We start from the raw sequence: 23,575 nt of genomic DNA on the forward strand, positions 1-23,575 counted from the left end.
TTCCGACAGGATAGCCTTATCTCCATAATTTTCCCGGAATTTCACTTGCCATAATTATTTATCGTCTCCTGTAAGACGCAGAATATCCCGGATCTCATCCACATTCATATCGAGAATAACCGCCAGCTCATCAATGGTAAAACGGTTCTCCCCGTCATCGTCCGTCAGATCCTTCACTGCCGATTCCAGTTTCTCCACCTTCGTTACCAGACAATCATCCTGGAATTTCTGCTGTGTCTGCTCCTCAATGGCAGCGATGATTCCCTTGCGAAGCTGAAGACGTAGCCAAGCATCATCTTTACGTTCTGTCTCCGGGTCGGAAAGAGCCGTAAGCAGCACCACATTCGCCTCCTGAATCAGATCTGCAAGTTGAATCTCTGTACAGTTCATATCAGCGGCCATATTTGCCGCTACCGGCAGATAAATGCTGGTAAGAGCTGCCTCTGCAATGGCATCCCCATCTGCCAGATTCTCAAACAATGTGTGAAGCATCTCCGGACTCACTTCCTTACCGTTGCTTACCTCTGCCAGGTAATCCTTCAGATATGCTTCTTCCTCTGAAGTAAGCGGGGTGCTGGTTCCTTTTGACTCCGGCTCCGTCTCGCCCACTTCCTCTGTCTCCACCGGGGCAGTGTCTCCCTCTATCATAATTCCCTGCAGTTTCAGATACTGCAGTACCTTTAACATCTGACTGGTCTCGAGATCAGTACCTGCAAAATGCTCCCGGATCTGCTCATGTGTCAGCATATTCCTATTCTGCTTTCCAAGCTCACAAATCTCTCTTAATTTCTCCTGAAACTGAACAACGTCCATATTATTCCTCCATGCTTCTTCGTTGTGTAAACTATAACAAATCCGTCCTGTAAAATCAAGGCATTACTGTTCACTCCGTTCACAGTAACGCGCTTCGCGATGCACAGAAAGACGAACCTTCTTGTGACAAGCACAAGAAGTAGCGTTTGCTGCGCAAACTTAACTCTCGGGTTTTCTGTGAACTTTGTTCACAAAAAACACCTCACGGAACGTTACCAGTGAACAGCAACAAACAAATTAAAAAAATGACCCAGATCTAATTTTCATCTCGAAAATCCGATCCAGATCATTCCTCATTTCCTGCGGATGACAGGACTTGAACCTGCACGTCGTAAACACCAGAACCTAAATCTGGCGCGTCTGCCAATTCCGCCACATCCGCATATATATTATTTAAAAAACCGGAATGCCCTAATCATAAGGCTTCCGGTTCTCATTCGCAAGTGAAGCATCGGGGATTCGAACCCCGGACAACTTGATTAAAAGTCAAGTGCTCTACCAACTGAGCTAATGCTCCATATAGGACTGGGCTAGCTGGATTCGAACCAGCGAATGCAGCAGTCAAAGTGCTGTGCCTTACCGCTTGGCGATAGCCCAAAGGCAAAGGGTGGATACAGGGATTCGAACCCTGGGCCTCCAGAGCCACAATCTGGCGCGCTAACCAACTGCGCTATACCCACCACAGCGTGTCAGAAGGGATTCGAACCCCCGACCCACGGCTTAGAAGGCCGTTGCTCTATCCAGCTGAGCTACTGACACATATCTCTCTTCATCAGAGAAGCGGGTGATGGGAATCGAACCCACGTATCTAGCTTGGAAGGCTAGTGTTCTACCATTGAACTACACCCGCATTTACGCTGAAACGGTAATGTTGTTACAGCAGTCGGGGTGACAAGATTCGAACTTGCGGCCTCCTGGTCCCAAACCAGGCGCTCTAGCCAAACTGAGCCACACCCCGATGTCTTACAACATCATTTCTATGAAGTTGTCGTTCCTTGTGCTCTCAAGAATTTCTTTTCTCTCGCTCAAGGCAAGAGTTATTATATTATATGGTCTCCCATTTGTCAACACCTTTTTTATAAATTTTTATATTTTTTTCGAAAAAAGATGTAATTCCCGAAAACCCGCTAAAAATGCGGGTTTTCAGGCCCTCCACCACCTGCATTTTTCTCTTTTTCGACTATTTTCAAAAAAATATTTCAAAAAACATTTCATTTCCACAGTCAAACATACAAGTATTTTCAGTTACAAATACCGAATTTCAATTTCCGGCTCTTCCCCTTTATACAGCTCCATCACCGCATAACTTGGTCTGCGGCCTTCCTGTCTCGGAAAAGAAAGGCTTCCCGGATTGATCACCAGTACACCATTTTTCTTCTCCACCACTGGCTTATGGGTATGTCCAAAGCAAACAATCTCACAGCCTCTGGCTGCCGCCTCTTCCGAAACCCCATAAAGATCCATGGACACACCATAATTGTGCCCATGAGTCACCATGATCTTATGTCCTTCCAGCAAAATCTCATCCTCTCTTGGAAGATCACTGAAAAAATCATTATTTCCTGCCACAATGGTACAGGGACATTCTGCCAGCGCTTCAATAAAAAATTCCCTGCCCTCCACGTCGCCGCAATGGATCAGATAGTCAAAGGGCTGCTCCAAAGCTACTGCCATCTCCAGTGACTCATCTCTCCCATGAGTATCACTGACAACCAGCACCTTCATCGTAATTCTTCCTTTATTGCCTGCAAAGCTTTTCCTCTGTGGCTGATTTTATTTTTTTCTTCCATAGACAGCTCTGCAGATGTACAGCCATATTCCGGCAGGAAAAAGATAGGATCATACCCAAATCCATTGGCACCCTTTTCCTCATATCCAATACGGCCTTCCATGGTTCCACGCACAGTTTCCACTCTTCCGTCTGGAAAGGCAGCTGCAATAGCGCAGACAAAACGGGCTGTACGCTGCTCATCCGGCACGCCATCCAGTCTCTGGATCAAATTTGCATTCTTAATATGATAGTCTGTATTCTCGCCCATATAACGAGCAGAATAAACTCCCGGCTCTTTATTCAGATAATCAATCTCAAGCCCCGAGTCATCTGCAAGTACAATTTCGCCATCACTGGTAAGCTTGCTGATGGCAGTCGCCTTGATCACTGCGTTTTCCTCAAAGGTTTTGCCATCTTCCACAATATCAGCCTGAATCCCGGCTTCTTTCATAGATACCACTTCTGCATCCAGATCTGCCAGAATTTTACGGATTTCTTTCATTTTATCTGCATTTCCTGTTGCAAAAATTATCTTCTTCATTTATCAGTGCCCTCTTTCTTTTCCTGTGCCGCACGTCTTGGAGGCTTTGGTCCCAGGAACTGGTAAAAATATGTTTTCAGCATTCCGTTATAGATTTTACGGTTCTTATCCGCCTTGCGTCCAATGTCATTCTCAGCTTTGTCATAAGAAGTGATCAGGTACATAGACCACTTATCCAGGCCGCGGTAGCTCTCACCGATCTCGCGGTAAAGCTGCGGCAAAGCTGCTTTTTCTTCCAGACGCTCACCATAAGGTGGATTCGTAATAATAAATCCGTAAGGCTTCGGGTGATGAAGCTCCTTCACAGGACGCTGCTGAAAATGGATCAGGCTTTCTACCCCTGCCATTTTTGCATTTGCCCTGGCTGCCTTCAGTGCCTCAGCATCTATGTCATAGCCCTGAATATCTGTCTCGATTTTCAGATTTACTCTGTCCTGAGCCTCTTCTACAGCCTCATACCAGCATCTTCTCGGCACAACCTGCTTCCAGTCCTCGGCAAGGAAAGAACGGTTCATACCCGGTGCAATATCTGCAGCCATCATAGCTGCCTCGATTGGAAAAGTACCGCTTCCGCAAAAGGGATCCACAAGACTTCTGTCCTTTTTCCACGGAGTTAACATAATCAATGCGCTGGCAAGAGTCTCTGTAATAGGTGCCTTCACGGTCATCTGACGATACCCTCTCTTATGAAGAGAAACACCGGAAGTATCGATTCCAATAGTTGCCACATCCTTCATAAACGCCACACGGATAGGAAAACTTGCCCCATCCTCCGGGAACCAGGACACGTTATATACGCCCTTCAGACGCTCTACAATGGCTTTTTTCATAATAGACTGGATATCAGACGGGCTGAACAGCTTACTCTTCACTGAATTGGCTTTCGCAATCCAGAATTTGCCATCTGCAGGAATGTAACGTTCCCATGGCAAAGCTTTCGTTGCCTCGAAAAGCTCATCAAATGTCTCGGCTTTCACTTCCGCAACCTTCAGTAGAATACGCTCTGTGGTACGCAGAAAAACATTGGCATCTGCAATTCCCTGGGCATCTGCCAGAAAAGTAACCTTACCATCCTCCACCTTGCTGATCTCGTAGCCCAGATCCAGTATTTCTCTTTTCAAAACCGCTTCCAGACCAAAATGGCAGGGAGCGATCAGTTCAAATCTTTCTGTACTCATTCACCGTTTTTCCCTTCTTAAAGCACTATGCTTTTTACAATATTTCCTTCAAAATCCATGATGGAAAAAACACCGTTCTCAAGCACCGCATAGGTAGGCGGATTTCCTTCTTTCGGAATGGATACGGAACCCGGATTCAAAAGAATGTATCCCTCCATCTGCTCTGCTTTCAGCACATGGGTATGACCATGGATCAGAATATCTCCCTCGCATAAAGGCGGAAGGTTATTCTGATTATAAACATGTCCATGCGTCGCATAAAGTGTCTTGCCGTCAATTGACAGAATACAGTAATCTGCCATCACCGGAAACTCCAGAACCATCTGATCCACTTCTGCCTCACAGTTACCGCGCACAGCATAAATTTTGTCTTTCATGGCATTCAGCATGGGAATTACCTGCTTAGGTGCATATTCTTTTGGCAGATCATTTCTTGGTCCGTGATAAAGCAGATCGCCCAGCAGAACCAGGCGCTCTGCCCCTTCTTTCTCAAAAGCATCCAGCATTTTCCTGCAATAGTAAGCAGAACCATGGATGTCAGAAGCAAACATATATTTCATAAACTTGGTTTCTCCTCTGTTTTTAGTGTTCGAATTGTCTCTCTCCTTTTCGGTTTACATAACCTCATGAAAAGGACATTTTTCTTCTTTACATTATCATGCCTTGATGGAAATTACAAGATAGTACTCTTTTGAATTTTTTCTCATATATCGCATATCAGATTTCTCCCTCTGTACTCCTTCATTCCCCCGATCACCGTTTTTGTCTTATATCCATTTCGCGCCAGAATCCTGGCCGCCTGAAGACTTGCCCCGCCCCGGTCGCAATACAGCACCAGTATTTTCCCTTTTGGAAAATCATATGTCTGCATTTCTTCAAATTCCTCATATGGCACATTTACCGCTCCCTTTATATGTCCGGTATGGTACTCTTTCGGATTTCTTAAATCTATAAGAAAGGAATCTTTCCGTCCAACATAATAATCCAGCATTTTTCCGGAAATCGGCTCTACAGGAAACATGGAAAATCCCCTTTTTTATCAGTATATCCGCAAATACAAAAAAGGTGCCAAAATGCACCTTTTTTAAGTATTGCTTTTCGCAACCTCCGCAGGGGACTTACTTGATTCGGTTAAATATGAAACAAGATCAGAAATCCGTTGTACATCTGCGGACTATTTCGCATGGAACACACACATTCTTTTCAATTTGTATTTCTCTCTCAAGAAGGTCTATCATCCGTTCCACTGTCTTTTTGCACATTACCCCCAGCTTACTGTCCACCGATGTAAGCTCAGGATCACTGCTGATTGCAAGAATTGAGTTATTATATCCGACGACCGCCAGTTCCTCAGGAATCGCCAGTCCCTTAATCTTTGCATACTTTACTGCTCCGATTGCAATTCCATCCTCCGTTGCAAGGACGCTGTCGAAATCGAGGGTCCGGTTGTATTCAAGCAGCATATCCCGCGTATATTCAATGTCATTTTTGGTCTTGAATTTCAGATTTCCACGAATGGGATATCCGGCGTCCTGCAATGCAGCTTCGTATCCCGCCATTTTCTGTCTGGCACTGTAGGATTCTGAATCATACATAAAAAGAATTTTCTCTTTTCCTCTTCGGATAAAAGCTTTTGTCACTTCATAAGTAGCCTGAAAATCATCTGCATAGGTGCAATAAATATTATCGCCTGAAACCTTTGCGTTAATCATAAATACCGAAACCTGTTCCGCTGCCTCCCGAATATAATCTGTGTCAGATTCATCTTTACCATTTCCTGCATATGTAGAACCAACCAGTATCAACGTGTCTATTTTCTTAGACAAAAGGAGTCTGACATAATCCACCTTTTCTTCCTGTTTAAATCCGCTGCAGCCAAGAATACAGTCATATCCATGAGCATGAAGATTTCGCTCCAGATAAGATACTGCTTTTGCCATATAGATATCGTCAATGTTTGGACAGATGATTCCTACTGTTTTCATCGATCCAAGACCAAGGCCTCTGGCAAACGCATTCGGCGTGTATTCATTTTCTTTCATAACCGTAAGAACCTTTTCTTTTGTCTTCGGGCTGACTTTCGGACTGTTATTGACCACTCTGGATACTGTTGCGATGGAAACATTTGCCAGCTTTGCAATATCATATATATTCACTATAGTTCTCCTGTTCGTTCTGGTAATAATAGAAAATAAGCATTCGCTTAATACATTCTATTGAAAAAGCATATCAGACAGATTCATATCTGATATGCTTTTATCAAGCTGTTTATTTATTTTAACATCAATAATTTTACAGGTCAAATCCAAAATAGTCTACTGCATTATTGTACGAAATTCCGCACACAATTTCCTTTAAAGTTTTATAATCAGCTGGATACTCTCCATTTTCCACCCATCCGCCAATAAGCTCGCAAAGAATTCTGCGGAAATACTCATGTCTGGTATAAGACAAAAAGCTTCTTGAATCAGTAAGCATGCCAACAAAGTTTGCAAGCAGTCCCAGATTTGCGAGTGATGTCATCTGTGCGATCATACCGGTTTTGTGATCGTTGAACCACCATGCACTTCCCTGCTGAATTTTGCCTGCTGCCTCTGTTCCCTGGAAGCAGCCAAGGATTGTTCCGATTGCCTCATTATCATTAGGATTGAGGGAGTACAGGATTGTCTTTGGAAGTTCATTTGATGCGATCAGAGAGTTCAGGAAATCTGCTGTCTGAGCACTTGGCGCATAGTTATTGATGCAGTCATATCCGGTATCCGGTCCGAGCTGCTCATACATAAATGCATTGTTGTCTCTCTTGCATCCATAATGGATCTGCATTACCCAGTTCTTTTTATGATATTCTTTTCCAACAAACTGCATAAAAGCTGTCTTGAAGATCATTTCTTCTTCTCTTGAGATGCTTTCGCCATTCAGTCTCTTTTTAAAGATTTCATTTACTTTTTCTTCTGCCGCAGGCGCATACATAACATATTCCAGTGCATGGTCAGATACACTGCATCCCATCTGTGCAAAGAATTCCATTCTCTTAAGAAGGGCTTCTTTCAGATCTGCGAAATCAGCAATTTCAACGCCACTAACCTGTGAAAGCTTTTTCATGTATTCCGGATATTCCGGTTTTTCCAGATTCATTGCCTTGTCCGGACGCCATGCAGGAAGCACTTTTACCTCAAAGCTTTCATCTTCTGCAAGAACTTTATGCCATTTCAGATCATCTATCGGATCATCTGTTGTACAGATTAATTTTACATTGGATTTGCGAATAATGTTTCTTACAGACATATCATCTTCCTGAAGCTTTTTGTTACACAGGTTCCACACTTCTTCGGCTGTATCTCCGTTCAGATATCCTGTATATCCGAAATATCTCTGCAATTCCAGATGGCTCCAGTGATAGAGCGGATTTCCGATTGCTTTACCAAGAGTTTCTGCCCATTTCTGGAATTTTTCACGGTCACTGGCACCACCAGTAATGTAGTACTCATCTACTCCATTTGACCGCATCTGACGCCATTTATAATGATCACCGCCAAGCCACACCTGGGTAATATTCTCAAACTTACGGTCCTCTGCAATTTCCTGGGGATTGATATGGCAATGGTAATCTACAATTGGCATTGTCTCTGCATACTCATGAAATAACTTTTTTGAAGTTTCTGTTGAAAGTAAAAAATCTTTGTCCATAAATGCTTTCATAGAATAATTCTCCTCTTCTCTCTATCCGTTCCAGCGAAAATGTAAGGTCTTACATTTTAATCACAGTATACGATAAATAAGTGTCATTTTCAATTCATACAGCATTTGAAGAACAGCCAAATTTACGCATGATATATTGTGTATTTTTACCATTTTTAGCTTTTTTTCCATTTTCTATTGACGTTCCTGTTTTGTTGATGTAATTTGAATGTAAGCTCTTACATATATTATTTTCACATAAAGGAGGTTGTTGATTTCTTGAAATCTTTTATTAAAATTAATCCTTCAGATAATGTAGCCGTTGCGCTTCAGCCTCTGGCGAAAGGCACTGTGATCGAACTTGATAACTCCACACTCACTCTTACAGAAGACATCATGCAAGGACACAAGTTTGCATTAAAAAATCTCAAGCCTGGTGATTCCATTATTAAATATGGTAATCCCATTGGATGTGCAACCACAGAAATTTCCGCAGGTTCCTGGATTCATACTCACAATTTAAAAACAGGGCTGGGAGATCTTCTTACTTATACATACAATAAAAATGTCACAGAGCTTCCACACCAGAAGCCAAAATTCTTCCAGGGCTATCGCAGAAAAGACGGCCGTGTTGGTGTACGTAATGAAATCTGGATCATCCCTACAGTAGGCTGCGTTAACAATGTCGCATCTGCTATTGAGCGGGCCTCACAGAAATACATGACAGACCAGATTGATGGTGTCTGCGCTTTTCCCCATCCTTACGGATGTTCCCAGATGGGTGATGATCAGAATAACACACGTCAGATTCTTGCTGATTTAGTGAACCATCCCAATGCAGGCGGTGTTCTGGTTCTTGGACTTGGCTGCGAAAACAGCAACATCGATGAATTAAAGAAATTTATCGGAAACTATGATCCTGAGCGTGTACGTTTTCTCGTTGCCCAGGAATGTGAAGACGAGATCCGTGATGGTATTGAAACTGTCAAAGAACTGATTTCCTATGCATCCTCATTTAAACGTGAACCAATCCGTGCATCTGAACTGATAATCGGTATGAAATGCGGCGGCTCTGATGGTTTGTCCGGAATCACGGCAAACCCTACTGTTGGTGCATTTTCTGACAAACTGATTTCTATGGGAGGATCTACAATTCTTACAGAAGTTCCTGAAATGTTCGGTGCTGAGGAATTACTTATGAACCGCTGCGAGACAGAAGATCTGTTCAACCAGACAGTTGCCCTTGTCAACGATTTCAAAAACTATTTTAAAAGTCACAACCAGACCATTTATGAAAATCCTTCTCCTGGAAACAAAAAAGGCGGTATTTCCAGTCTGGAAGATAAATCTCTCGGATGTACGCAAAAATCCGGAAGTGCACCTGTCATGGGAGTTCTTTCTTATGGAGAACCTGTAAAGGAAAAAGGATTAAACCTGCTGAGTGCACCTGGCAATGATCTTGTCGCCTCTACTGCCCTTGCTGCATCCGGTGCACACATTGTACTTTTTACCACCGGACGCGGAACACCATTTGCAAGTCCTGTACCTACAGTAAAAATCTCCACAAATAACCAGCTTGCAAAAAAGAAGCAGAACTGGATTGATTTCAACTGTGGAGTCATGGTAAATGATACTCCTCTTGATGAGCTTTCAGAAAATCTTCTGGATTTTGTCCTTGAGATTGCATCCGGAAAGAAATCAAAATCCGAAGAAGCAGGTTTCCATGATATGGCAATCTTCAAACAGGGCGTTACTTTATAAAACATAAATCGAATTGCGGAAGCAGCGTAGCTGCGTAGCAATCCGGATATCAAATGAGTGTCAAAAGACCTTTTAACACTCATATCATTATATATGAGGAAAAATGAAAATGAAAAAATTATCTTATGCTGTTTTAAAAGAACAGGGCTATGATGGATACCTTCTTGAATCAGCGCCGGAACGTGTACTTCAGTTTGGTGAAGGAAACTTCCTCCGTGCATTTGTAGATTATTTTATAGATGAGTTAAACGAAAAAGCCGGATTCAACTCCAAAGTTGTTCTGTGCCAGCCAATCGCTCCAGATCTTGATGACAGGTTCAACGAACAGGAGGGTCTTTATACCTTATTTCTCCGTGGATTCCAGGATGGCAAAAAAATAAATAAAAAACGTGTTATCTCCTGTGTAAGCCGCTGTCTCAATCCATATAAGGATTTTGAAGCAGTTCTCGCATGTGCAGATAACCCGGACCTCCGTTTTATCGCATGTAATACAACAGAAGCCGGAATTACTTATGATTCTTCCTGTCAGTTTAATGATGTTCCGGCTGGTAGCTATCCTGGAAAACTTACTCAGTTTATGTACCGTCGTTTCCAGAAATTCGGTCAGGAAGCCGGCAAAGGATTTATCATTCTTTCCTGTGAGCTGATCGAGGATAATGGAAAAGAGCTTGAAAAATGTGTATTAAAATATGCAACGCAGTGGAATCTCGGCGAAGACTTTATCAACTGGATCAAAACTGAAAACATCTTCTGCTCTACACTTGTAGACCGTATTGTAACAGGTTATCCAAGAACTGAAGCTGCTGCAATCTGTGAAGAACTTGGCTATGAAGATAACTTGATCGACACAGGTGAAATCTTTGGCTTCTGGGTAATCGAAGGTCCTCAGTCAATCAAAGACGAATTCCCGGTTGACAAAGCGAACCTTCCAATCCTGATCACAGACAATCACAAACCATATAAGCAGAGAAAAGTACGTATCTTAAATGGTGCACATACCTCCTTTGTGCTGGGTGCCTACCTTGCAGGACAGGATATTGTAAGAGACTGCATGAACGACGATGTAATCTGTGGATTTATGAACAAAACTATTTATGACGAGATTATTCCTACTCTGGACCTTCCAAAAACAGAACTCGAAAATTTTGCTGCAGCTGTTACAGAACGTTTCAAAAACCCATTTATCGACCATGCTCTTCTTTCCATTTCTCTGAATTCTACATCAAAATGGAAAGCACGTGTTATGCCGTCACTCAAAAAATATGTAGAACGCAAAGGTACACTTCCTGCATGCATCACAGCTTCTTTCGCCTTCTACATTGCATTCTATAACGGATATGCTATGAGCGAAGACGTACTTACAGCAAAAAGAGCAGCTAATGAATACACTGTAAAAGATGACAAGGCAGTTCTCGAATTCTACCTTGCACATAAAGATGATTCCGCAGCGGATCTTGTTCATGCAGTCTGCACCAATACTTCCTTCTGGGGCGAAGATCTGACACAGATTTCCGGATTTGAAGCAGTTGTATGCAATTACTTAACTCAGATCCGTGAAAATGGTGCGTATGAAGTAATGAAAGCACTGGCTTAAATTATATTACAGAATCATAAGTTCTTTCCATGATTGAAAGCGACGGTGCAGGACGCGTGCAGCGTTAGAGCGTGTCTGAAAAATCATTCCTGATTACTCATCAAAAACGTCTGGCATACATTAAACCTCCCAACATGGGCGCAGAGTCAACAGACCCTGCGCCCTTTCTTAAAATATTTTAATATCTGGAAGTAGTATCTTCCCCTGACTCGTAAGAATTGCGGCTCTTGTTTTTGCTGCTGTTTTTTGTGTAAGAGTTCTTGCAATCCTGAGAATTTATCTCACTTTCATAAGATCTGTTTGTTGCATTTTTGCTGTTCTTGTTTTCAGACTCATAATTTTTAGCCATTTGAGTATTCCTCCTGTTGAATGCCGCTGTCCACGTTCTGTTCCGCATCCAGCAGCTGTTTTCAGATTACTTTGTGTATTGTGACCAATTACAGAAAGAATATTCATCAAAATGATATTGCTTTTTTTTCCAATTTATATTATAATTGACTTTGTAAAAGAATTTACCCTTCAAAAATTTTTTTACATAACCCCTTATTTAATTATTTATACTCCCCTCGAAACACCCGGTAGCTCCCCTACCGGGTGTTTCTCTTTGGATTTATAAGGGTTTGCGGGGTTTTGGGGTTCACCATTCTCGTAATATTTCTGTAACATTTACTCCCCGTACCCAAAATATACCCAAGATTGCATTTCAAGTACCCAAATCAGTTTCCTCCGACGCAAAAATGAGGGCAGCTTTTAACCACCCTCACTCAAATTCTTCAAAAACAGAAATTGTTTTTTTCTTTCTTCCCATGTATAATTAAGCAAGAAAATACGCAAGTTAATAAGCAAGTTAATCATTATACACGGAGGTATTTTATGGGAGATTACGCACCACCTTTTACCATTACCAACAAAATACTAACATATGTGTCCTCTATTTCAGAAAAAATCGGACGCATTACAGCTACCAGCAGCCTTGAATCCAAGCCGCACCTTAGACGAAACAACCGCATTAAATCCATCCACTCATCTCTGAAAATTGAAGCCAACTCCCTTTCTTTAGGACAAGTCCGGGATGTAATAGGGGGAAAAACAGTTCTTGGAAAACAAACAGAAATACAGGAAGTAAAAAACGCATACGAAGCTTATGAATGCCTGTCAGAAATCGACCCTTACAGTATCAAAGATTTAAAAACATTTCACGGCATAATGACCAGATATCTTGTAAATGAATCTGGGGACTTCAGACATGGGGAAGAAGGCGTTTTTAATGGTGACCAGTGTATTTTCATGGCTCCACCCGCACACTTTGTTCCAGAATTAATGAGTGATCTTTTTAACTGGATGAATAAATCCAGAAACACGATCCATCCTTTGATTCTTGCCAGCGTGTTCCACTATGAATTTGTTTTTATCCATCCATTTTCTGATGGAAATGGCAGAATGGCAAGGCTATGGCACACCGCTATTCTCGCAAAATGGAAGCCTATATTTGAATATATTCCTATCGAAAGCCAGATTGAGAAATTCCAGACTGAATATTATGACGCAATCGCCCAATGCCATAGGGCAGGCTCTTCCACTGGCTTTATTGAATTTATGCTGTCACAGATTGATAAAATCCTGGATGACATCCCGGCCCAAATCAATGAAGAAAACCATCTGCTCTCAGATTATGTTCAGAAACTACTTTCTGTAATGGAGTATGACATTCCTTATACCAGCAACGCACTAATGAAAAAACTAGATTTGAAATCAAAAGAAACTTTCCGAAAAAATTATTTACATCCTGCCATTAAGCTTGATCTGATCCGCATGACTATCCCGGATAAGCCCAGGAGCAGAAGTCAGAAATATATTAAGCTTTGAACCCAAGCAGACTTTCTGGCAGAAAAATTCAAGGGGGGACTTTGCTCCCCCTTGCTAAAACATCGCTGCTAACTTGTTAATTTCCTCAGCCTTCTTGTCCGGAAGTACATGAGAATAGATATCCAAAGTCATCGTGATTGACTTATGCCCCAGAATTTCCTGCATGACCTTTGGCGGGATTCCCCTCTCAAAACCGCGTGTTGCAAATGTATGACGAAGCGAATGGGGTGTATGCTCTCCAAACGTGTGTCCGTCCTCCCTGATTTGAACTATGATTTTTTTCATGTCCTGATACAATGCATTCTCAGAAATGCACCTTCCAAAACTGCCTGTAAACACCAGATTTTCAAAACCTGGCTCTGGTCTCCATTTATCACCCAGAAGCATTCTTGTCGCGAGCTGGCGCTTCCTGTGCTCTCGCAGTACGGTCACCAGATTGTCAAGCATTGGAATGTCCCTTTTGCTTGTTTCAGACTTTGGCTCATCAATCATATATTTTACTTTAGCCTTCGCTATGTACTTCAAAGTCCCATTCACATGTATAATTTTATTATCAAAATCTATGTCTGCCCATTGCAACGCACGCAGTTCTCCGTTACGCATTCCCGTTCCAAGGGCTACCATATAAAGATCATAGAACTGACTGTTCTTCGAATATCTCATAAACAAATTCTGTTCTTCTATCGACATTACTCGTATCTTCTTTTTCTTCTTTTCTTTCTTAACAGAAGTGTTCTTAACAGGATTTCGCAGTACCATTCCATTGCGTACAGCCTGTGTATACATCCCACTCAATATAACCTTCACCAAGTTAATGGTCGTGGAACTATAACGACGTGCCATATCATTAAACAACTTCTGTATGTGTTCTCCTCTGATATCTTTCAAGTGCTTTCTGCCAAAGGGTTCTTTGATATGTGATTTATATTCATCCAGATATACCTTGTAAGTTCCGTATTTTACACTGTTCTTTTTATACTCTTCCATCCATGTATAAAACCAGGAATCTACAGTCACATTGCTTTCTTTCGCATAAAGCCCATGCTCAACTTCATATCTTTTTTCAGCAATTTCACTCTGAAGCAATTTGAGATTTGTATTGTATAAAGTATATAATTCTCCTTTATAGGTAAAACGAGCTTCATATAGTCCACTTTTTCTACGCCTTATACCCTTGGGTAGCTTTTTTTCTTTAGAATCTGTGCTCATATTATCCCTCCAGTTTTCAAGTGCCCTCCAGCATTTACTGGAGAGCACCATAGACATCACTTTAAGTTTGTTACATCTGAAAGATACTGATTAACCTTTGGCATATAAATCAGTACCCGCCTTCCAATTTCAACCCGCGCCCCAGACTGGCGTGCGATCTTGTCAGCGGTGTACTGTCCACAGCCCAGAATTTTCATAAATTCCTTCCGGTTTACACATACCGGAGTAGCTGAAATCTCATTAATAGTAGTGTCTGTCATAGCAATTCCTCCTAGTTTTCCCCTGTATTATTAGCTTTTCACGATGTTTCAAATGATAAGAACAAATGGTTTCTGCAACGTGGTACTGCCATCTTCTGCAGATCCATATGCCTCTTCAAAGATTTTCCCCAAAACTTTGTTTAAATCACGCTCTTCTAATTTACTGCAATCTACAACCTTTACTTCTAAATCAGTGCTTTCTTTTTTCTTCATAATATCAATCCCTGACCTTTCTTATTTTCAAATTCTGACAAGTTTTCAGTTACTGGACTTTGAATCCACCGCACATATGATCGGTATGTCCCAAATTTTTGAATTGTGATTAACACTGTACTTTCCTTTTAAGATGGCCTGTCCATTTTGCAGATCTGATAGTGCGCTCCGACAACTTTCCCAAGCTTCACAATCTACAAGCTGTGCAATCCCCTTCATACTTCGATCTGAAGGCTGAAACAGCAACATTGTATCTACCTGCTGTAACGTATCAATCTGCTCTGGCTTGTAATTTGAAAGAATCTGAGTTGCCAGCCATACACCCAGTCCACATTTGCGTCCTTCACGCAGCATTGCTCCAAGTGTACTCTCTTTGCCAAGTGCAACATTCTGAAACTCATCATACAAGATGTAATCTACACTGTGTAAATCTGCACTGTTACCTTCATCTTTCACACTCTGCCACAGCAACGCTGACATAAATTCCGTCAAAAACTTTTTCGTGCCACCTTCAAGTTCAGTAAACTGCATTATAGTGACAAGTTTGTTATCTTCCAGCTCCTTGTCCATCTCTGGCGTCTTCTTGCGAAAAATGATATCAAGCTTTTCATATTGTCCAATGATATCTAACAGTTTCTCACCACGTTCCTTACTCTCGTCATCCGTCAAACCTTGCACATACCCATCCAGAACAGATATTACCGAAGCAAACGTAAGCTCCTTCTCCTGTTCCTTTAGAAGTTCCATCACTTTGTGCAGAAACTCCCGCTGTCGGTGTCCCCTAAATGGGAGCGCCACTATCAATGCCTCTTCAAAAGCAGAATAGACATTCTTGCCTGTATACCAGTATGTAATCCCCGGCTGGTTTCCATCAAACACATATGTCTGATCCCTGCTAGCAAACTTGCTTCTTTCCTGTTCTTTTGTGGTATAACTTCCAGAGTAGTCAAAAATCACGCACTTTTTCTTCTGTTCTACTGCCTCTTCAATCATCCTGTAACAGCACCAGGTTTTACCACTACCGGATTTACCCCAAATAAGTCTATGGTTATTTAACGCATCCGGGAATTCTTTTAGGTTTATTATGTTTCCTTCTAAATCTCTCAGCATTGTACTGTGGTCTCCTTTCTAGTGTTTACACTGTTTATAGTTTTCACTGTTTTGAGGGTGCCAAACTACACGCATACCCTTTTCACTTTCATGCTCTTCATCTTTTCCGAGTCCTTCAATCGGAACAAAAAGCGGCTGATCGAATAATGCCTTTCTAAACCGATAAGTTTGTATAGCTGCTCCATCCACACGTAGTTTGTATGTCAGCCCACTCTCATCTGGTAATAAAAGTTCCTGCTGTTTCCATTTTACAAGCGTCTCCCGATACTTATTGGATGGAATGCAGTTGGTTTTCATTATTTCCTTGAACACCTTAATTGGAATCCAGAAATATTCGTTGTCATAGTAACAACTGTCCTTCACATATCCACAACCGAAATACTTCTCTTTAACGTAGAACTTACTCATCGAGCTTCTCACAGCCTTTACCATCCTTTCGCCCATTTCTTGTCGGTCAGTTAAGCTGCGCCACATAACTCCCCAATCTGGACTTCCAGGTATTCCCAAAGCAGCTGCAAGATCAATGCCTTTATCTCTTGCAAACTCTGACAGTATTTCCCAAATTGCTTTCAGAAGCACCAGGCTCATATTGCCGTCCTGGTTGCTCGACCACTTTTTTATAACAGCCCTTACCTCAGCCATATGTGCTTCTACATATGTCACTAGCTCATACAGGAATGCGTCAACTGCATTTCCTTTTAGCATGTCTGTAAGTTCTGATGTAAAAATACATTCATCAGCGATAATATTGATCGCACTGTCCAAATCTGATACAAATTCATTTAGCACCACTAGAGAAGCGTTTACCTTCCATGGGATATTCAAGGATGAACAGTCTCTTTCACATATTTTATTCACAATATCTCCCAGATTCCGTTCTATACTCTTCCGCCTATGAGAATCTTCGTCACTTGGTACATGTACTATCAACACCTCATCATTTATGGTACGAACATAATCTGAAATTAGTTTTGATCTAACATTTGCTTCCTGGATTTCCCAAATTCCTCTGTTGAACACCTGATATAACCGACAGAACAGTTCCTTGTCCAGTCTACCGATTAACACAAAGTTCAAAAAGTAATTACTATAAATCCCTGCCTCTTGAAAAAGGTTTGCCAGTACACCGCTAACCAGTGTCTCCAGCACTACAACGCGGTAATGCTTACTTTCTATACTGGCAATTCCCTTCAGAAACTTTTCCAGTAGTTCCTTTCCACGATATTCTGTTGTAAAGTGTTTATCCATAACCGGAAGTTCCGGCATACCGCTAGGTATAAATGTCTGGAACCATTCGGCATACCTCCATTGGCTTTGCCACCATCCTGCCATTCCATCCAATTCCTTTATACTTCTAGCATTTGCAATTTTCGGGGCAAAATAATCAAAGAGAGCCTCCTTAATCAGCTTATCTTTAAAGCATGGATCAAACTGAATCCCAGCCTCCACGAACCATTTATATAGATTTATTCCAGTTACTTTTTCTTTATCGCATATAACCCATGTCCTTTCGTTCATAAAAATAATCGCTACATATCTTTTCGTTTTTCCATGTAATTTTGGAAAACTGAGATTGTATATATCACACTCGCCGGTTATGTTAAAAATAAGTTGAGATTGCGTAGAAGTCCCATCATCATATAACTGAGCAAGGCAATAAACTCCATTCCCACCTATCATAATACAAGGTTTTCCATGTAGTTTTTTGCTCTTCCTTGCCATCCGTTCCATGAGCTTCTGATTGTCATACAAGCTCTTTTGCGTATTATTATGCAGCGTGTTTACAGCAGCCACCATCTCTGCATTACTCTTTGTAACCTCATAAAGAACTCTTTCTGGCTCGCTCACTGGGATACTCATTCCCGGTCCTGTGCAAGTATTCATTGGATAGCCAGGATTAAATCCGTTTGTCATCTTCATGTCCTCCTTTGTTTTTATGCTATTATAATATATCCATTTTTGTAATATTACCATTTCATATATATGATTTAATAATGTGATTTTATTTTACATTTTTAGATTTATATTGTATAATTCAATCAAATGTAAAATATTTTTGCAGGAGATGATAATATGAATTTAGATTTTTTCAGTACCAATTCTTTATTGGAACAAGAATATATCCTAAAGTACTTCTATCTTCTTGATCCACAAGCCATAGCTACTGAGGTACACGCAGAATTAGAACAAAAGGGGATAGTAGAATTAGATATTGATTCTGAGAATATTGAGCTCTTTTTCCATACACTCTTTCACCATGTATATACCCATGCTTATCAATACGTAAAATTTATTCCTACAAATGGATTCAAAGATTCCTTTTTTGGAGAACCAGCAGATGACAATAAAGAGAAGTATAAAGATTCTGAATCATTACTTTCTGCGTTGGCTGCACTTCTCAAGCTTTCGCTTTATAATTACTGCATTTCAGAAGGTTTCTTTCACTATCTTGAGCAGGATTATTTTTACAACGATCCTAAGCGCTGTTCGCCTTTATCTGTAAAATATGAAGATTATTTTAGTTCTGGGTACTTTTCCAATTCAGACTATGAAAAATCCTCCAGCCTAAATTCAGATCCAACAGACGATCGCCGCCAAAATTGGTGGTACCATAAGAACAATGTAAAAGGTAAGAATAAACAAGATTTCATTCATTTTGTTTTTAACGACTGTAAAAAAATTGCACCTTCAACCAACTCAGAAATATATGTTCCTTGGATTTATAAATTTCCACTTTACACATATTTTAGCGGAAATGCAGTTAGTGCCCTAAGTCGCAATCTGTCTTCAAATACCAAGAGTGCTGCCCGAACTAGACTTTCACTTTATGCACAGTTATATAAGGAACTTTCAGACGCCCCCAAAAATGCTCATTCTTTTTCAGCTACTGACGCATATCTCTTTCATACTTTAAATGAACGTTACTTTGGATTTTCTACTTTCTCGTATATTATGGACATTAGTTCAGAAATAGATGGATCTAAAACAGATTTAGAGTCCGTTCCTTCAAAATTTGCCGGAACAGACTTCAATAACTTGCTGGAAAATTTAGCTCTCTGCCCATTAGTATATTCCAGACACTTTTTTCTTCATTATGCCTTAGAAGCACTTAAGGACAATAATACATTGGAAACAAAGTATTTACAGTACACTCCGCAATCAGTAATAACTCGTTCCGTTCCCAGCAAAGTTTTAAATGACATACAAAAAAGTTTAAGAGGCAAAGAGTTATTAGATCAATTTTTTCAAACACTTAACCAAATGGTTCTTCCTATATTTTCAGCACTCTGGAAAACGACTCTCCAACATCTTATTCCAGATTTTATGACGAAAGAACCAACCAGGTATTTTCAGTCATACATTGAGAAACACCGACGTCTTCTTACTGCTGATTTTACACATTTAAGTCATACTGACATTTTAGCTTGTTATAGAAAATGTAATTCTATCAACAACTCAGATCTCTATTGGAGTCAGTTCGTTCACAGCATTGAAGCGCTATGTGTAACAAAACAGACAGTCGATATCCATGTTTCACAAAATTTGGCAGCACCAGACCAGGCTTTTTATTCTGAGCATTTTTCTAAAGCCGCAAATAATTCATTCAACAGTTCCTTGTTACGTGGATTTCTGCTTCGTCCCATGAAATCTTCTATAGTAAGCTCCAAGAGTTTATATCCCTTTTCTTATATTTCTCAAGATAAGGCTGGGTTAAGCAAAGATCCTGCTGAGATTGAATTATATAATTTCCAATATAAACGAGCACAAGAGATCTTCCGCCTCTTTCACGAGTAAAGATTAAATCTGCCCTCTTTTAGAAAAAAAATTATAGTTTTTCTAAAAATAACCTTATAATTCAACTTTTCCTTTGATTTTTTTCAAACGAGGACATTTTCACAACCTCTACCTTACGAGAGACCAGATAAGCCCCCTTATCTGGTCTCTCAAAATCTTAGTTTCTGCATTTGATACATGTAACAAAAATCACACACCTTTTGATTCAGCCGCTTGCTGCTTTTTCACCATACGATAGAAACTCGCACTGGACATTCCAAGTTTCTTTTGTGCTGCTCTGGCTGTGATTGCTCCAGACTTCCACTCGGCATACACCTCTTCAAAATTATCGGGCACTTTCAGATAAGGACGTCCCAGGTGCTTGCCTTTCCTTTTGGCTGCTTCGATCCCTTCCCTCTGCCTTTTGCGGATTGTCAGACGCTCCTGCTCTGCCATGGAAGATAATACTTCTATCAGAATATTCTGTATCATGTCAATGATCCATTTCTGGTTCTCTGGCACCTGCACCATGGAGCTTGGGAGGTCTAAAATCATCAGCCTTACCTTGTGCGCCTTGAACCATGCCACCTCATTCTTGATATCTTCCTTGTTCCTGCTGAGACGGTCCAGGCTCACTATATATAGGACATCCCCTGGGCGCAAGCCGAATATTCCTTTCAATGCATTGTAGCCAGGGCGGTCCAGATTCTTACCTGACTGCTTGTCGGTTACAATATTTTTTGGTTCCACATATTTCTGCAATGCAAGGATCTGACGGTCAAGATTCTGCTCTGTAGAACTTACCCTTGCGTAACCATATATCATCACATCACCTCGGTAATCCTGTCTGTCTCCAGTTCATACATGAAAACATGATTGCTTGCGACTTCATCATCTGGTGTTGATTCCTGTATTACAGCTTCCAGACATTTTGACAGCATCTCTACATCCTCTGTGTATCTGCTGTCATGTATCGCAACTTCATGGATACTGGTCGGTACAATATAAATAGCTTGTGTACCATATGCCAGACATATCATCCTTGCTACTCCGGGATAGAACACAGCCGTCGCACCATTCGTTTTTTTATCCGTGCTTAGAAAACAGCCATATCTTCTCTCATTCTCCGTAGGACTGAATTCTTTTATGGGAATTCCACCATATCTGCCAGTAAGGATAGAGAGCTTCAGCTGCATACCGTCATAAAATCTTGGCGGTGCCATTTTCACGGTATTATCCATAGCCTGCTCCAAAACGTCTTCTTTTGACAGCTCCCACTTATCCAGATAAGTATTGTCTATCAGTGTTGTGTACAGTTTTCCATCATCCTCATTTATCCGCAGATACACCCCCAAAATGATATCTCCAATCTTTCTGTAAATTCCTCGTTCCAGTACTGTCACTTTTTTATTTGTACTGACAATACGAATATATAAGTCTTCCTTCACACGCTCATAATCATCAAGCATTCTGATCTTTTCCAGCCCCTTGATTTCCTTATGTGCCTCTTTTTCCCTTATGATTTCTTCTGCGATCTGCTTTATACTGTAACCGGATTTATAAGCCCGGTACATGCTTGTCGTAGTCGCACCAAATCTTATCAGCTCGTTTCCTTCCTGGATCACCAGACTTTCTTCCAGCATATTGCCATCTGCCGGTTCATAACAGGCATATTCTTTTTCAGTAAGGCGTTCCTCTATCTCTGCTAACATCTGATTTTTAAATTCCATGTAATCCATCTGCAATTCCTCCGTTATTTTTACTCTTTGTAGCTCCGCAGCGGTACTTCTGACTGCCGTACATTTTTTCTTGGGTCTGACATAACTAAATGCTGCGTCATCCCATATCTACAATTTCCAGCTTCTCGATCAGCCGCCCATAATCAGGCGGCTGATTTTGTTCGTTTCAGTCCATTCAGTGCTCTTTTCCTTGATACCTCATCCAGTTCGGAAAGAGACTTAACACCATACCGCTTTAGAATCTGTTCCTCTGGCACCTTCGTCCTTTCCAGCTCCCTGTACAGTTCCTGCCATTCCTCGTTTGCATCTCCATTGTTCTTCTCTGCAGCGTTTAAGTTTCCCCATCTGAAAACCTCCGCTTTCTTCTGATTGATAACCGAAATCCCTGTAATGACCTTATCTGCCGAAATAGTGATTGCACTTACACTAAAACTGTCTTTCACAACCTTCTTCCGGTCTTTCTCTGTAACCACCACTTTACTGGCTGGGATAAAAATGAAGGGAGCCGTATACAGCTCCCTTCCAATTCCCAGATTCACGCATGCTCTTTTGAACGAATCCGAAGCAGCACTTTTCTCCTTTTCAAAATCCCCTGTTGTTCCCACATCCTGCTTGGATATCCAGGTCTTTTTCTCCGGGTCCCAGATACTCACGGTACAGTACAGGGAATTTCCAATCATCATATGGCTTCTCTGCCAGCCATATATGCCAAAGACTTCATCTAGGATTGCCTGGTCTACCCTTGCATTCTTATATAACAGAAGCGAGATTCCTTTCTCACCGATACTGCCTACCCTGCATTCGATTTCATCTGCATGTAAGCTTCTTATCTTCGATTCCACAGCCATAGTACCAGCCCCCTTTAAGACGCAATGGACAGGGTACGGTAAGCATTTACACTGGTATACTGGTTATAAATCTCCGGCTTTTCTGCTTTCAGCCTTTTAGAATCCAGTAAATTCTTCTCAATCCGTTTCCAGCGTACGATCTGCCCATTGTCAAATTTTCCCTCTTCATGCTCCCCTAGAGCCGCTTTCAGCTGATTGGAGAGACCTGTTTTCCGCTTCTCCATATCCTTCAGCTGGTCACTTACATCCTGGTATTCCTTCAGGACTTTCACCAGGGAACGGTCAAGCGGGACACTGTCCTTCACGGATTCCTTATACTTTCTGTCCAGAAACTCTTTCGTAGCCTCAGAATCATCTATCTCCGGGCGGATATCGCACTTTACGTTATACTCCCAGAACTTTTTCTCTGCATAGACCAGATCAGCAATCATCTCTTCATCACGCAAGATCGTATAATATATAAAATGGTTGCCGCCGATCAAAGCCGCAATGTACGCTTTCTGCATATTGCAGACTGCCAGGTAATGCTGGACCTGCATCATGTACTCTGTAGGAATCTTTCCATTCTTCCATTCATCCTCCCGATACTGACTGACAGTCTTGGCTTCAAAAATACATTTTTCCCCCTGCTCGTCAGTGACAATTCCATCCACATCCGCAAACATGAATGAAAACTGCGGATGGAACATCATAAAATGTTTCTGCCGTACCTTCAGACCTGTACGGTTCATAAATTCCTTACGGATAATCCCCTCCATCACATTGCCCCAGTATGTATACTCATTGGAGTTCTCCAGCACCGGCGTTTTGCCAGTCTTGTCTTCCCACAGCTGCTGGATGGAACGCCAGGGATTCTTCCCCATCACCACGGAAGCATCAGAGCCTCCGATTCCATTTCGGCGGAGTTCCAGCCACTCTTCCCTTGTTAAATCTTTTGTCGGAATCATAATATTCTTCATTCTGCATTCTCCCCTGTAAAAATATCCATTACTTTCATAAACTGATTTACAGCTACCAAAACATCAACTACCAATATGCAGATCCCTGCTATGATCTCAAAAATCTTCATCCTTACTTTCTACAGGCTTTTCAGCCATTCCTCCGTTCTTAAATTCCGGTTATTACAGCCCTTATAAATGAAATAAGCTGATCCCGGAATATCAGCACCTCCAGGATCAGCAAGCATAAAACAATGATAATCTCTACCAAACCGAATTTTT

At 41.3% G+C, this 23,575-nt stretch carries 22 protein-coding genes and 7 tRNA genes; 4 read left to right on the top strand and 25 right to left on the bottom strand.

Annotated features, from left to right (window positions below):
* Window positions 1-54: 54 nt before the first annotated feature.
* The 15 genes from LIZ66_RS09145 to uxaC all read right to left on the bottom strand — a co-directional run bounded on the left by LIZ66_RS09145 (window position 55) and on the right by uxaC (window position 8,002).
* Window positions 55-813: an RNA polymerase sigma factor region1.1 domain-containing protein gene (locus LIZ66_RS09145; RefSeq protein WP_148461757.1), complete on the bottom strand. Its 759-nt coding sequence runs from the start codon at window positions 811-813 to the stop codon at window positions 55-57.
* Window positions 814-1,114: 301 nt separating this feature from the next.
* Window positions 1,115-1,195 (bottom strand) — tRNA-Leu (locus tag LIZ66_RS09150).
* Window positions 1,196-1,257: 62 nt separating this feature from the next.
* A tRNA-Lys gene (locus tag LIZ66_RS09155) sits at window positions 1,258-1,330 on the bottom strand.
* 8 nt (window positions 1,331-1,338) lie between these two features.
* Window positions 1,339-1,410, bottom strand: a tRNA-Gln gene (locus LIZ66_RS09160).
* Between the two features lie 9 nt (window positions 1,411-1,419).
* Window positions 1,420-1,493, bottom strand: a tRNA-His gene (locus LIZ66_RS09165).
* Between the two features lie 5 nt (window positions 1,494-1,498).
* Window positions 1,499-1,572, bottom strand: a tRNA-Arg gene (locus LIZ66_RS09170).
* A 20-nt stretch (window positions 1,573-1,592) separates the two neighbouring features.
* A tRNA-Gly gene (locus LIZ66_RS09175) sits at window positions 1,593-1,663 on the bottom strand.
* A gap of 33 nt (window positions 1,664-1,696) precedes the next feature.
* Window positions 1,697-1,771 (bottom strand) — tRNA-Pro (locus tag LIZ66_RS09180).
* Between the two features lie 287 nt (window positions 1,772-2,058).
* Window positions 2,059-2,538, bottom strand: coding sequence for a metallophosphoesterase family protein (locus LIZ66_RS09185; RefSeq protein ID WP_148461758.1), 480 nt, complete (start codon window positions 2,536-2,538; stop codon window positions 2,059-2,061).
* Complete coding sequence (locus LIZ66_RS09190) at window positions 2,535-3,125, bottom strand: XTP/dITP diphosphatase (protein WP_118579802.1); 591 nt, start codon at window positions 3,123-3,125, stop codon at window positions 2,535-2,537. The genes LIZ66_RS09185 and LIZ66_RS09190 overlap by 4 nt, the downstream gene beginning before the upstream one ends.
* Complete coding sequence (locus tag LIZ66_RS09195) at window positions 3,122-4,303, bottom strand: THUMP domain-containing class I SAM-dependent RNA methyltransferase (protein WP_173716167.1); 1,182 nt, start codon at window positions 4,301-4,303, stop codon at window positions 3,122-3,124. The genes LIZ66_RS09190 and LIZ66_RS09195 overlap by 4 nt, the downstream gene beginning before the upstream one ends.
* A gap of 17 nt (window positions 4,304-4,320) precedes the next feature.
* Window positions 4,321-4,863, bottom strand: a complete 543-nt coding sequence (yfcE, locus tag LIZ66_RS09200) for a phosphodiesterase (RefSeq protein ID WP_118579808.1) — start codon at window positions 4,861-4,863, stop codon at window positions 4,321-4,323.
* A 143-nt stretch (window positions 4,864-5,006) separates the two neighbouring features.
* The gene (locus tag LIZ66_RS09205) at window positions 5,007-5,324 is read right to left on the bottom strand and encodes a rhodanese-like domain-containing protein (RefSeq protein WP_148461761.1); all 318 of its coding nucleotides are present in this window, start codon (window positions 5,322-5,324) and stop codon (window positions 5,007-5,009) included.
* A 127-nt stretch (window positions 5,325-5,451) separates the two neighbouring features.
* Window positions 5,452-6,459, bottom strand: coding sequence for a LacI family DNA-binding transcriptional regulator (locus tag LIZ66_RS09210; RefSeq protein ID WP_227200727.1), 1,008 nt, complete (start codon window positions 6,457-6,459; stop codon window positions 5,452-5,454).
* A 136-nt stretch (window positions 6,460-6,595) separates the two neighbouring features.
* Window positions 6,596-8,002 (bottom strand): glucuronate isomerase, encoded by a 1,407-nt coding sequence (gene uxaC / locus LIZ66_RS09215; RefSeq protein WP_173771169.1) that lies wholly within the window; start codon window positions 8,000-8,002, stop codon window positions 6,596-6,598.
* A 258-nt stretch (window positions 8,003-8,260) separates the two neighbouring features.
* Here uxaC and LIZ66_RS09220 point away from each other — a divergent pair, with 258 nt between their 5' ends.
* Entirely contained in the window at window positions 8,261-9,742 is a 1,482-nt protein-coding gene (locus tag LIZ66_RS09220; RefSeq protein ID WP_173771171.1) for a UxaA family hydrolase, read from the top strand.
* A gap of 109 nt (window positions 9,743-9,851) precedes the next feature.
* The gene (locus LIZ66_RS09225; protein ID WP_173734926.1) at window positions 9,852-11,336 is read left to right on the top strand and encodes a tagaturonate reductase; all 1,485 of its coding nucleotides are present in this window, start codon (window positions 9,852-9,854) and stop codon (window positions 11,334-11,336) included.
* Between the two features lie 178 nt (window positions 11,337-11,514).
* Here the strand turns inward: LIZ66_RS09225 and LIZ66_RS09230 are convergent, their stop codons facing one another.
* On the bottom strand, window positions 11,515-11,685 hold the full coding sequence (locus LIZ66_RS09230; RefSeq protein ID WP_173734927.1) for a hypothetical protein: 171 nt from the start codon (window positions 11,683-11,685) through the stop codon (window positions 11,515-11,517).
* A 524-nt stretch (window positions 11,686-12,209) separates the two neighbouring features.
* Between LIZ66_RS09230 and LIZ66_RS09235 the strand changes: the two genes are divergently transcribed.
* Window positions 12,210-13,202: a Fic family protein gene (locus LIZ66_RS09235; protein WP_173718878.1), complete on the top strand. Its 993-nt coding sequence runs from the start codon at window positions 12,210-12,212 to the stop codon at window positions 13,200-13,202.
* A gap of 54 nt (window positions 13,203-13,256) precedes the next feature.
* On the opposite strand, the gene LIZ66_RS09240 is transcribed toward LIZ66_RS09235, so the two are convergent.
* The 5 genes from LIZ66_RS09240 to LIZ66_RS09260 are packed head-to-tail and all read right to left on the bottom strand — an operon-like array spanning window position 13,257 to window position 17,968.
* A complete protein-coding gene (locus LIZ66_RS09240) occupies window positions 13,257-14,411 on the bottom strand; it encodes a tyrosine-type recombinase/integrase (RefSeq protein ID WP_173771173.1) in 1,155 nt (384 codons plus the stop codon).
* Between the two features lie 56 nt (window positions 14,412-14,467).
* Entirely contained in the window at window positions 14,468-14,671 is a 204-nt protein-coding gene (locus LIZ66_RS09245) for a hypothetical protein (RefSeq protein ID WP_173718876.1), read from the bottom strand.
* A 48-nt stretch (window positions 14,672-14,719) separates the two neighbouring features.
* The gene (locus LIZ66_RS09250; protein WP_173718875.1) at window positions 14,720-14,884 is read right to left on the bottom strand and encodes a hypothetical protein; all 165 of its coding nucleotides are present in this window, start codon (window positions 14,882-14,884) and stop codon (window positions 14,720-14,722) included.
* Window positions 14,885-14,929: 45 nt separating this feature from the next.
* Window positions 14,930-15,994: an ATP-binding protein gene (locus LIZ66_RS09255; protein WP_173718874.1), complete on the bottom strand. Its 1,065-nt coding sequence runs from the start codon at window positions 15,992-15,994 to the stop codon at window positions 14,930-14,932.
* Window positions 15,995-16,012: 18 nt separating this feature from the next.
* Window positions 16,013-17,968, bottom strand: coding sequence for a hypothetical protein (locus LIZ66_RS09260; RefSeq protein WP_227200726.1), 1,956 nt, complete (start codon window positions 17,966-17,968; stop codon window positions 16,013-16,015).
* 99 nt (window positions 17,969-18,067) lie between these two features.
* On the opposite strand from LIZ66_RS09260, the gene LIZ66_RS09265 reads away from it, so the two are divergent.
* Entirely contained in the window at window positions 18,068-19,789 is a 1,722-nt protein-coding gene (locus tag LIZ66_RS09265; RefSeq protein ID WP_173718872.1) for a hypothetical protein, read from the top strand.
* A gap of 189 nt (window positions 19,790-19,978) precedes the next feature.
* Here LIZ66_RS09265 and LIZ66_RS09270 read toward each other — a convergent pair whose 3' ends face one another.
* The 4 genes from LIZ66_RS09270 to LIZ66_RS09285 all read right to left on the bottom strand — a co-directional run bounded on the left by LIZ66_RS09270 (window position 19,979) and on the right by LIZ66_RS09285 (window position 23,314).
* Window positions 19,979-20,593 carry a recombinase family protein gene (locus LIZ66_RS09270; protein ID WP_173718871.1) on the bottom strand — a complete coding sequence of 205 codons (615 nt, stop codon included), beginning with the start codon at window positions 20,591-20,593 and terminating at the stop codon, window positions 19,979-19,981.
* Window positions 20,593-21,507: a DUF5688 family protein gene (locus LIZ66_RS09275; RefSeq protein WP_173718870.1), complete on the bottom strand. Its 915-nt coding sequence runs from the start codon at window positions 21,505-21,507 to the stop codon at window positions 20,593-20,595. Before LIZ66_RS09275 ends, LIZ66_RS09270 begins: the two co-directional genes overlap by 1 nt.
* Window positions 21,508-21,650: 143 nt before the next feature.
* On the bottom strand, window positions 21,651-22,355 hold the full coding sequence (locus tag LIZ66_RS09280; RefSeq protein ID WP_173771176.1) for a hypothetical protein: 705 nt from the start codon (window positions 22,353-22,355) through the stop codon (window positions 21,651-21,653).
* A gap of 14 nt (window positions 22,356-22,369) precedes the next feature.
* A complete protein-coding gene (locus LIZ66_RS09285) occupies window positions 22,370-23,314 on the bottom strand; it encodes a YqaJ viral recombinase family nuclease (RefSeq protein ID WP_173771178.1) in 945 nt (314 codons plus the stop codon).
* Between the last annotated feature and the right edge of the window lie 261 nt (window positions 23,315-23,575).

Origin of the sequence: Blautia faecis (assembly GCF_020554845.1) — a bacterium.
Classification (GTDB): Bacteria; Bacillota; Clostridia; order Lachnospirales; family Lachnospiraceae; genus Blautia_A; species Blautia_A faecis.

What these genes read in the sequence shown, in the direction of transcription:
- LIZ66_RS09195 (WP_173716167.1), bottom strand. Translation starts at nt 4,303, where the DNA reads ATGAGTACAGAAAGATTTGAACTGATCGCTCCCTGCCATTTTGGTCTG.
- LIZ66_RS09285 (WP_173771178.1), bottom strand. Translation starts at nt 23,314, where the DNA reads ATGAAGAATATTATGATTCCGACAAAAGATTTAACAAGGGAAGAGTGG.
- LIZ66_RS09205 (WP_148461761.1), bottom strand. Translation starts at nt 5,324, where the DNA reads ATGTTTCCTGTAGAGCCGATTTCCGGAAAAATGCTGGATTATTATGTT.
- LIZ66_RS09250 (WP_173718875.1), bottom strand. Translation starts at nt 14,884, where the DNA reads ATGAAGAAAAAAGAAAGCACTGATTTAGAAGTAAAGGTTGTAGATTGC.
- LIZ66_RS09275 (WP_173718870.1), bottom strand. Translation starts at nt 21,507, where the DNA reads ATGGATTACATGGAATTTAAAAATCAGATGTTAGCAGAGATAGAGGAA.
- LIZ66_RS09255 (WP_173718874.1), bottom strand. Translation starts at nt 15,994, where the DNA reads ATGCTGAGAGATTTAGAAGGAAACATAATAAACCTAAAAGAATTCCCG.
- LIZ66_RS09270 (WP_173718871.1), bottom strand. Translation starts at nt 20,593, where the DNA reads ATGATATATGGTTACGCAAGGGTAAGTTCTACAGAGCAGAATCTTGAC.
- LIZ66_RS09185 (WP_148461758.1), bottom strand. Translation starts at nt 2,538, where the DNA reads ATGAAGGTGCTGGTTGTCAGTGATACTCATGGGAGAGATGAGTCACTG.
- LIZ66_RS09265 (WP_173718872.1), top strand. Translation starts at nt 18,068, where the DNA reads ATGAATTTAGATTTTTTCAGTACCAATTCTTTATTGGAACAAGAATAT.
- LIZ66_RS09240 (WP_173771173.1), bottom strand. Translation starts at nt 14,411, where the DNA reads ATGAGCACAGATTCTAAAGAAAAAAAGCTACCCAAGGGTATAAGGCGT.
- LIZ66_RS09145 (WP_148461757.1), bottom strand. Translation starts at nt 813, where the DNA reads ATGGACGTTGTTCAGTTTCAGGAGAAATTAAGAGAGATTTGTGAGCTT.
- uxaC (WP_173771169.1), bottom strand. Translation starts at nt 8,002, where the DNA reads ATGAAAGCATTTATGGACAAAGATTTTTTACTTTCAACAGAAACTTCA.
- LIZ66_RS09190 (WP_118579802.1), bottom strand. Translation starts at nt 3,125, where the DNA reads ATGAAGAAGATAATTTTTGCAACAGGAAATGCAGATAAAATGAAAGAA.
- yfcE (WP_118579808.1), bottom strand. Translation starts at nt 4,863, where the DNA reads ATGAAATATATGTTTGCTTCTGACATCCATGGTTCTGCTTACTATTGC.
- LIZ66_RS09225 (WP_173734926.1), top strand. Translation starts at nt 9,852, where the DNA reads ATGAAAAAATTATCTTATGCTGTTTTAAAAGAACAGGGCTATGATGGA.
- LIZ66_RS09235 (WP_173718878.1), top strand. Translation starts at nt 12,210, where the DNA reads ATGGGAGATTACGCACCACCTTTTACCATTACCAACAAAATACTAACA.
- LIZ66_RS09260 (WP_227200726.1), bottom strand. Translation starts at nt 17,968, where the DNA reads ATGGTAATATTACAAAAATGGATATATTATAATAGCATAAAAACAAAG.
- LIZ66_RS09280 (WP_173771176.1), bottom strand. Translation starts at nt 22,355, where the DNA reads ATGGCTGTGGAATCGAAGATAAGAAGCTTACATGCAGATGAAATCGAA.
- LIZ66_RS09245 (WP_173718876.1), bottom strand. Translation starts at nt 14,671, where the DNA reads ATGACAGACACTACTATTAATGAGATTTCAGCTACTCCGGTATGTGTA.
- LIZ66_RS09230 (WP_173734927.1), bottom strand. Translation starts at nt 11,685, where the DNA reads ATGGCTAAAAATTATGAGTCTGAAAACAAGAACAGCAAAAATGCAACA.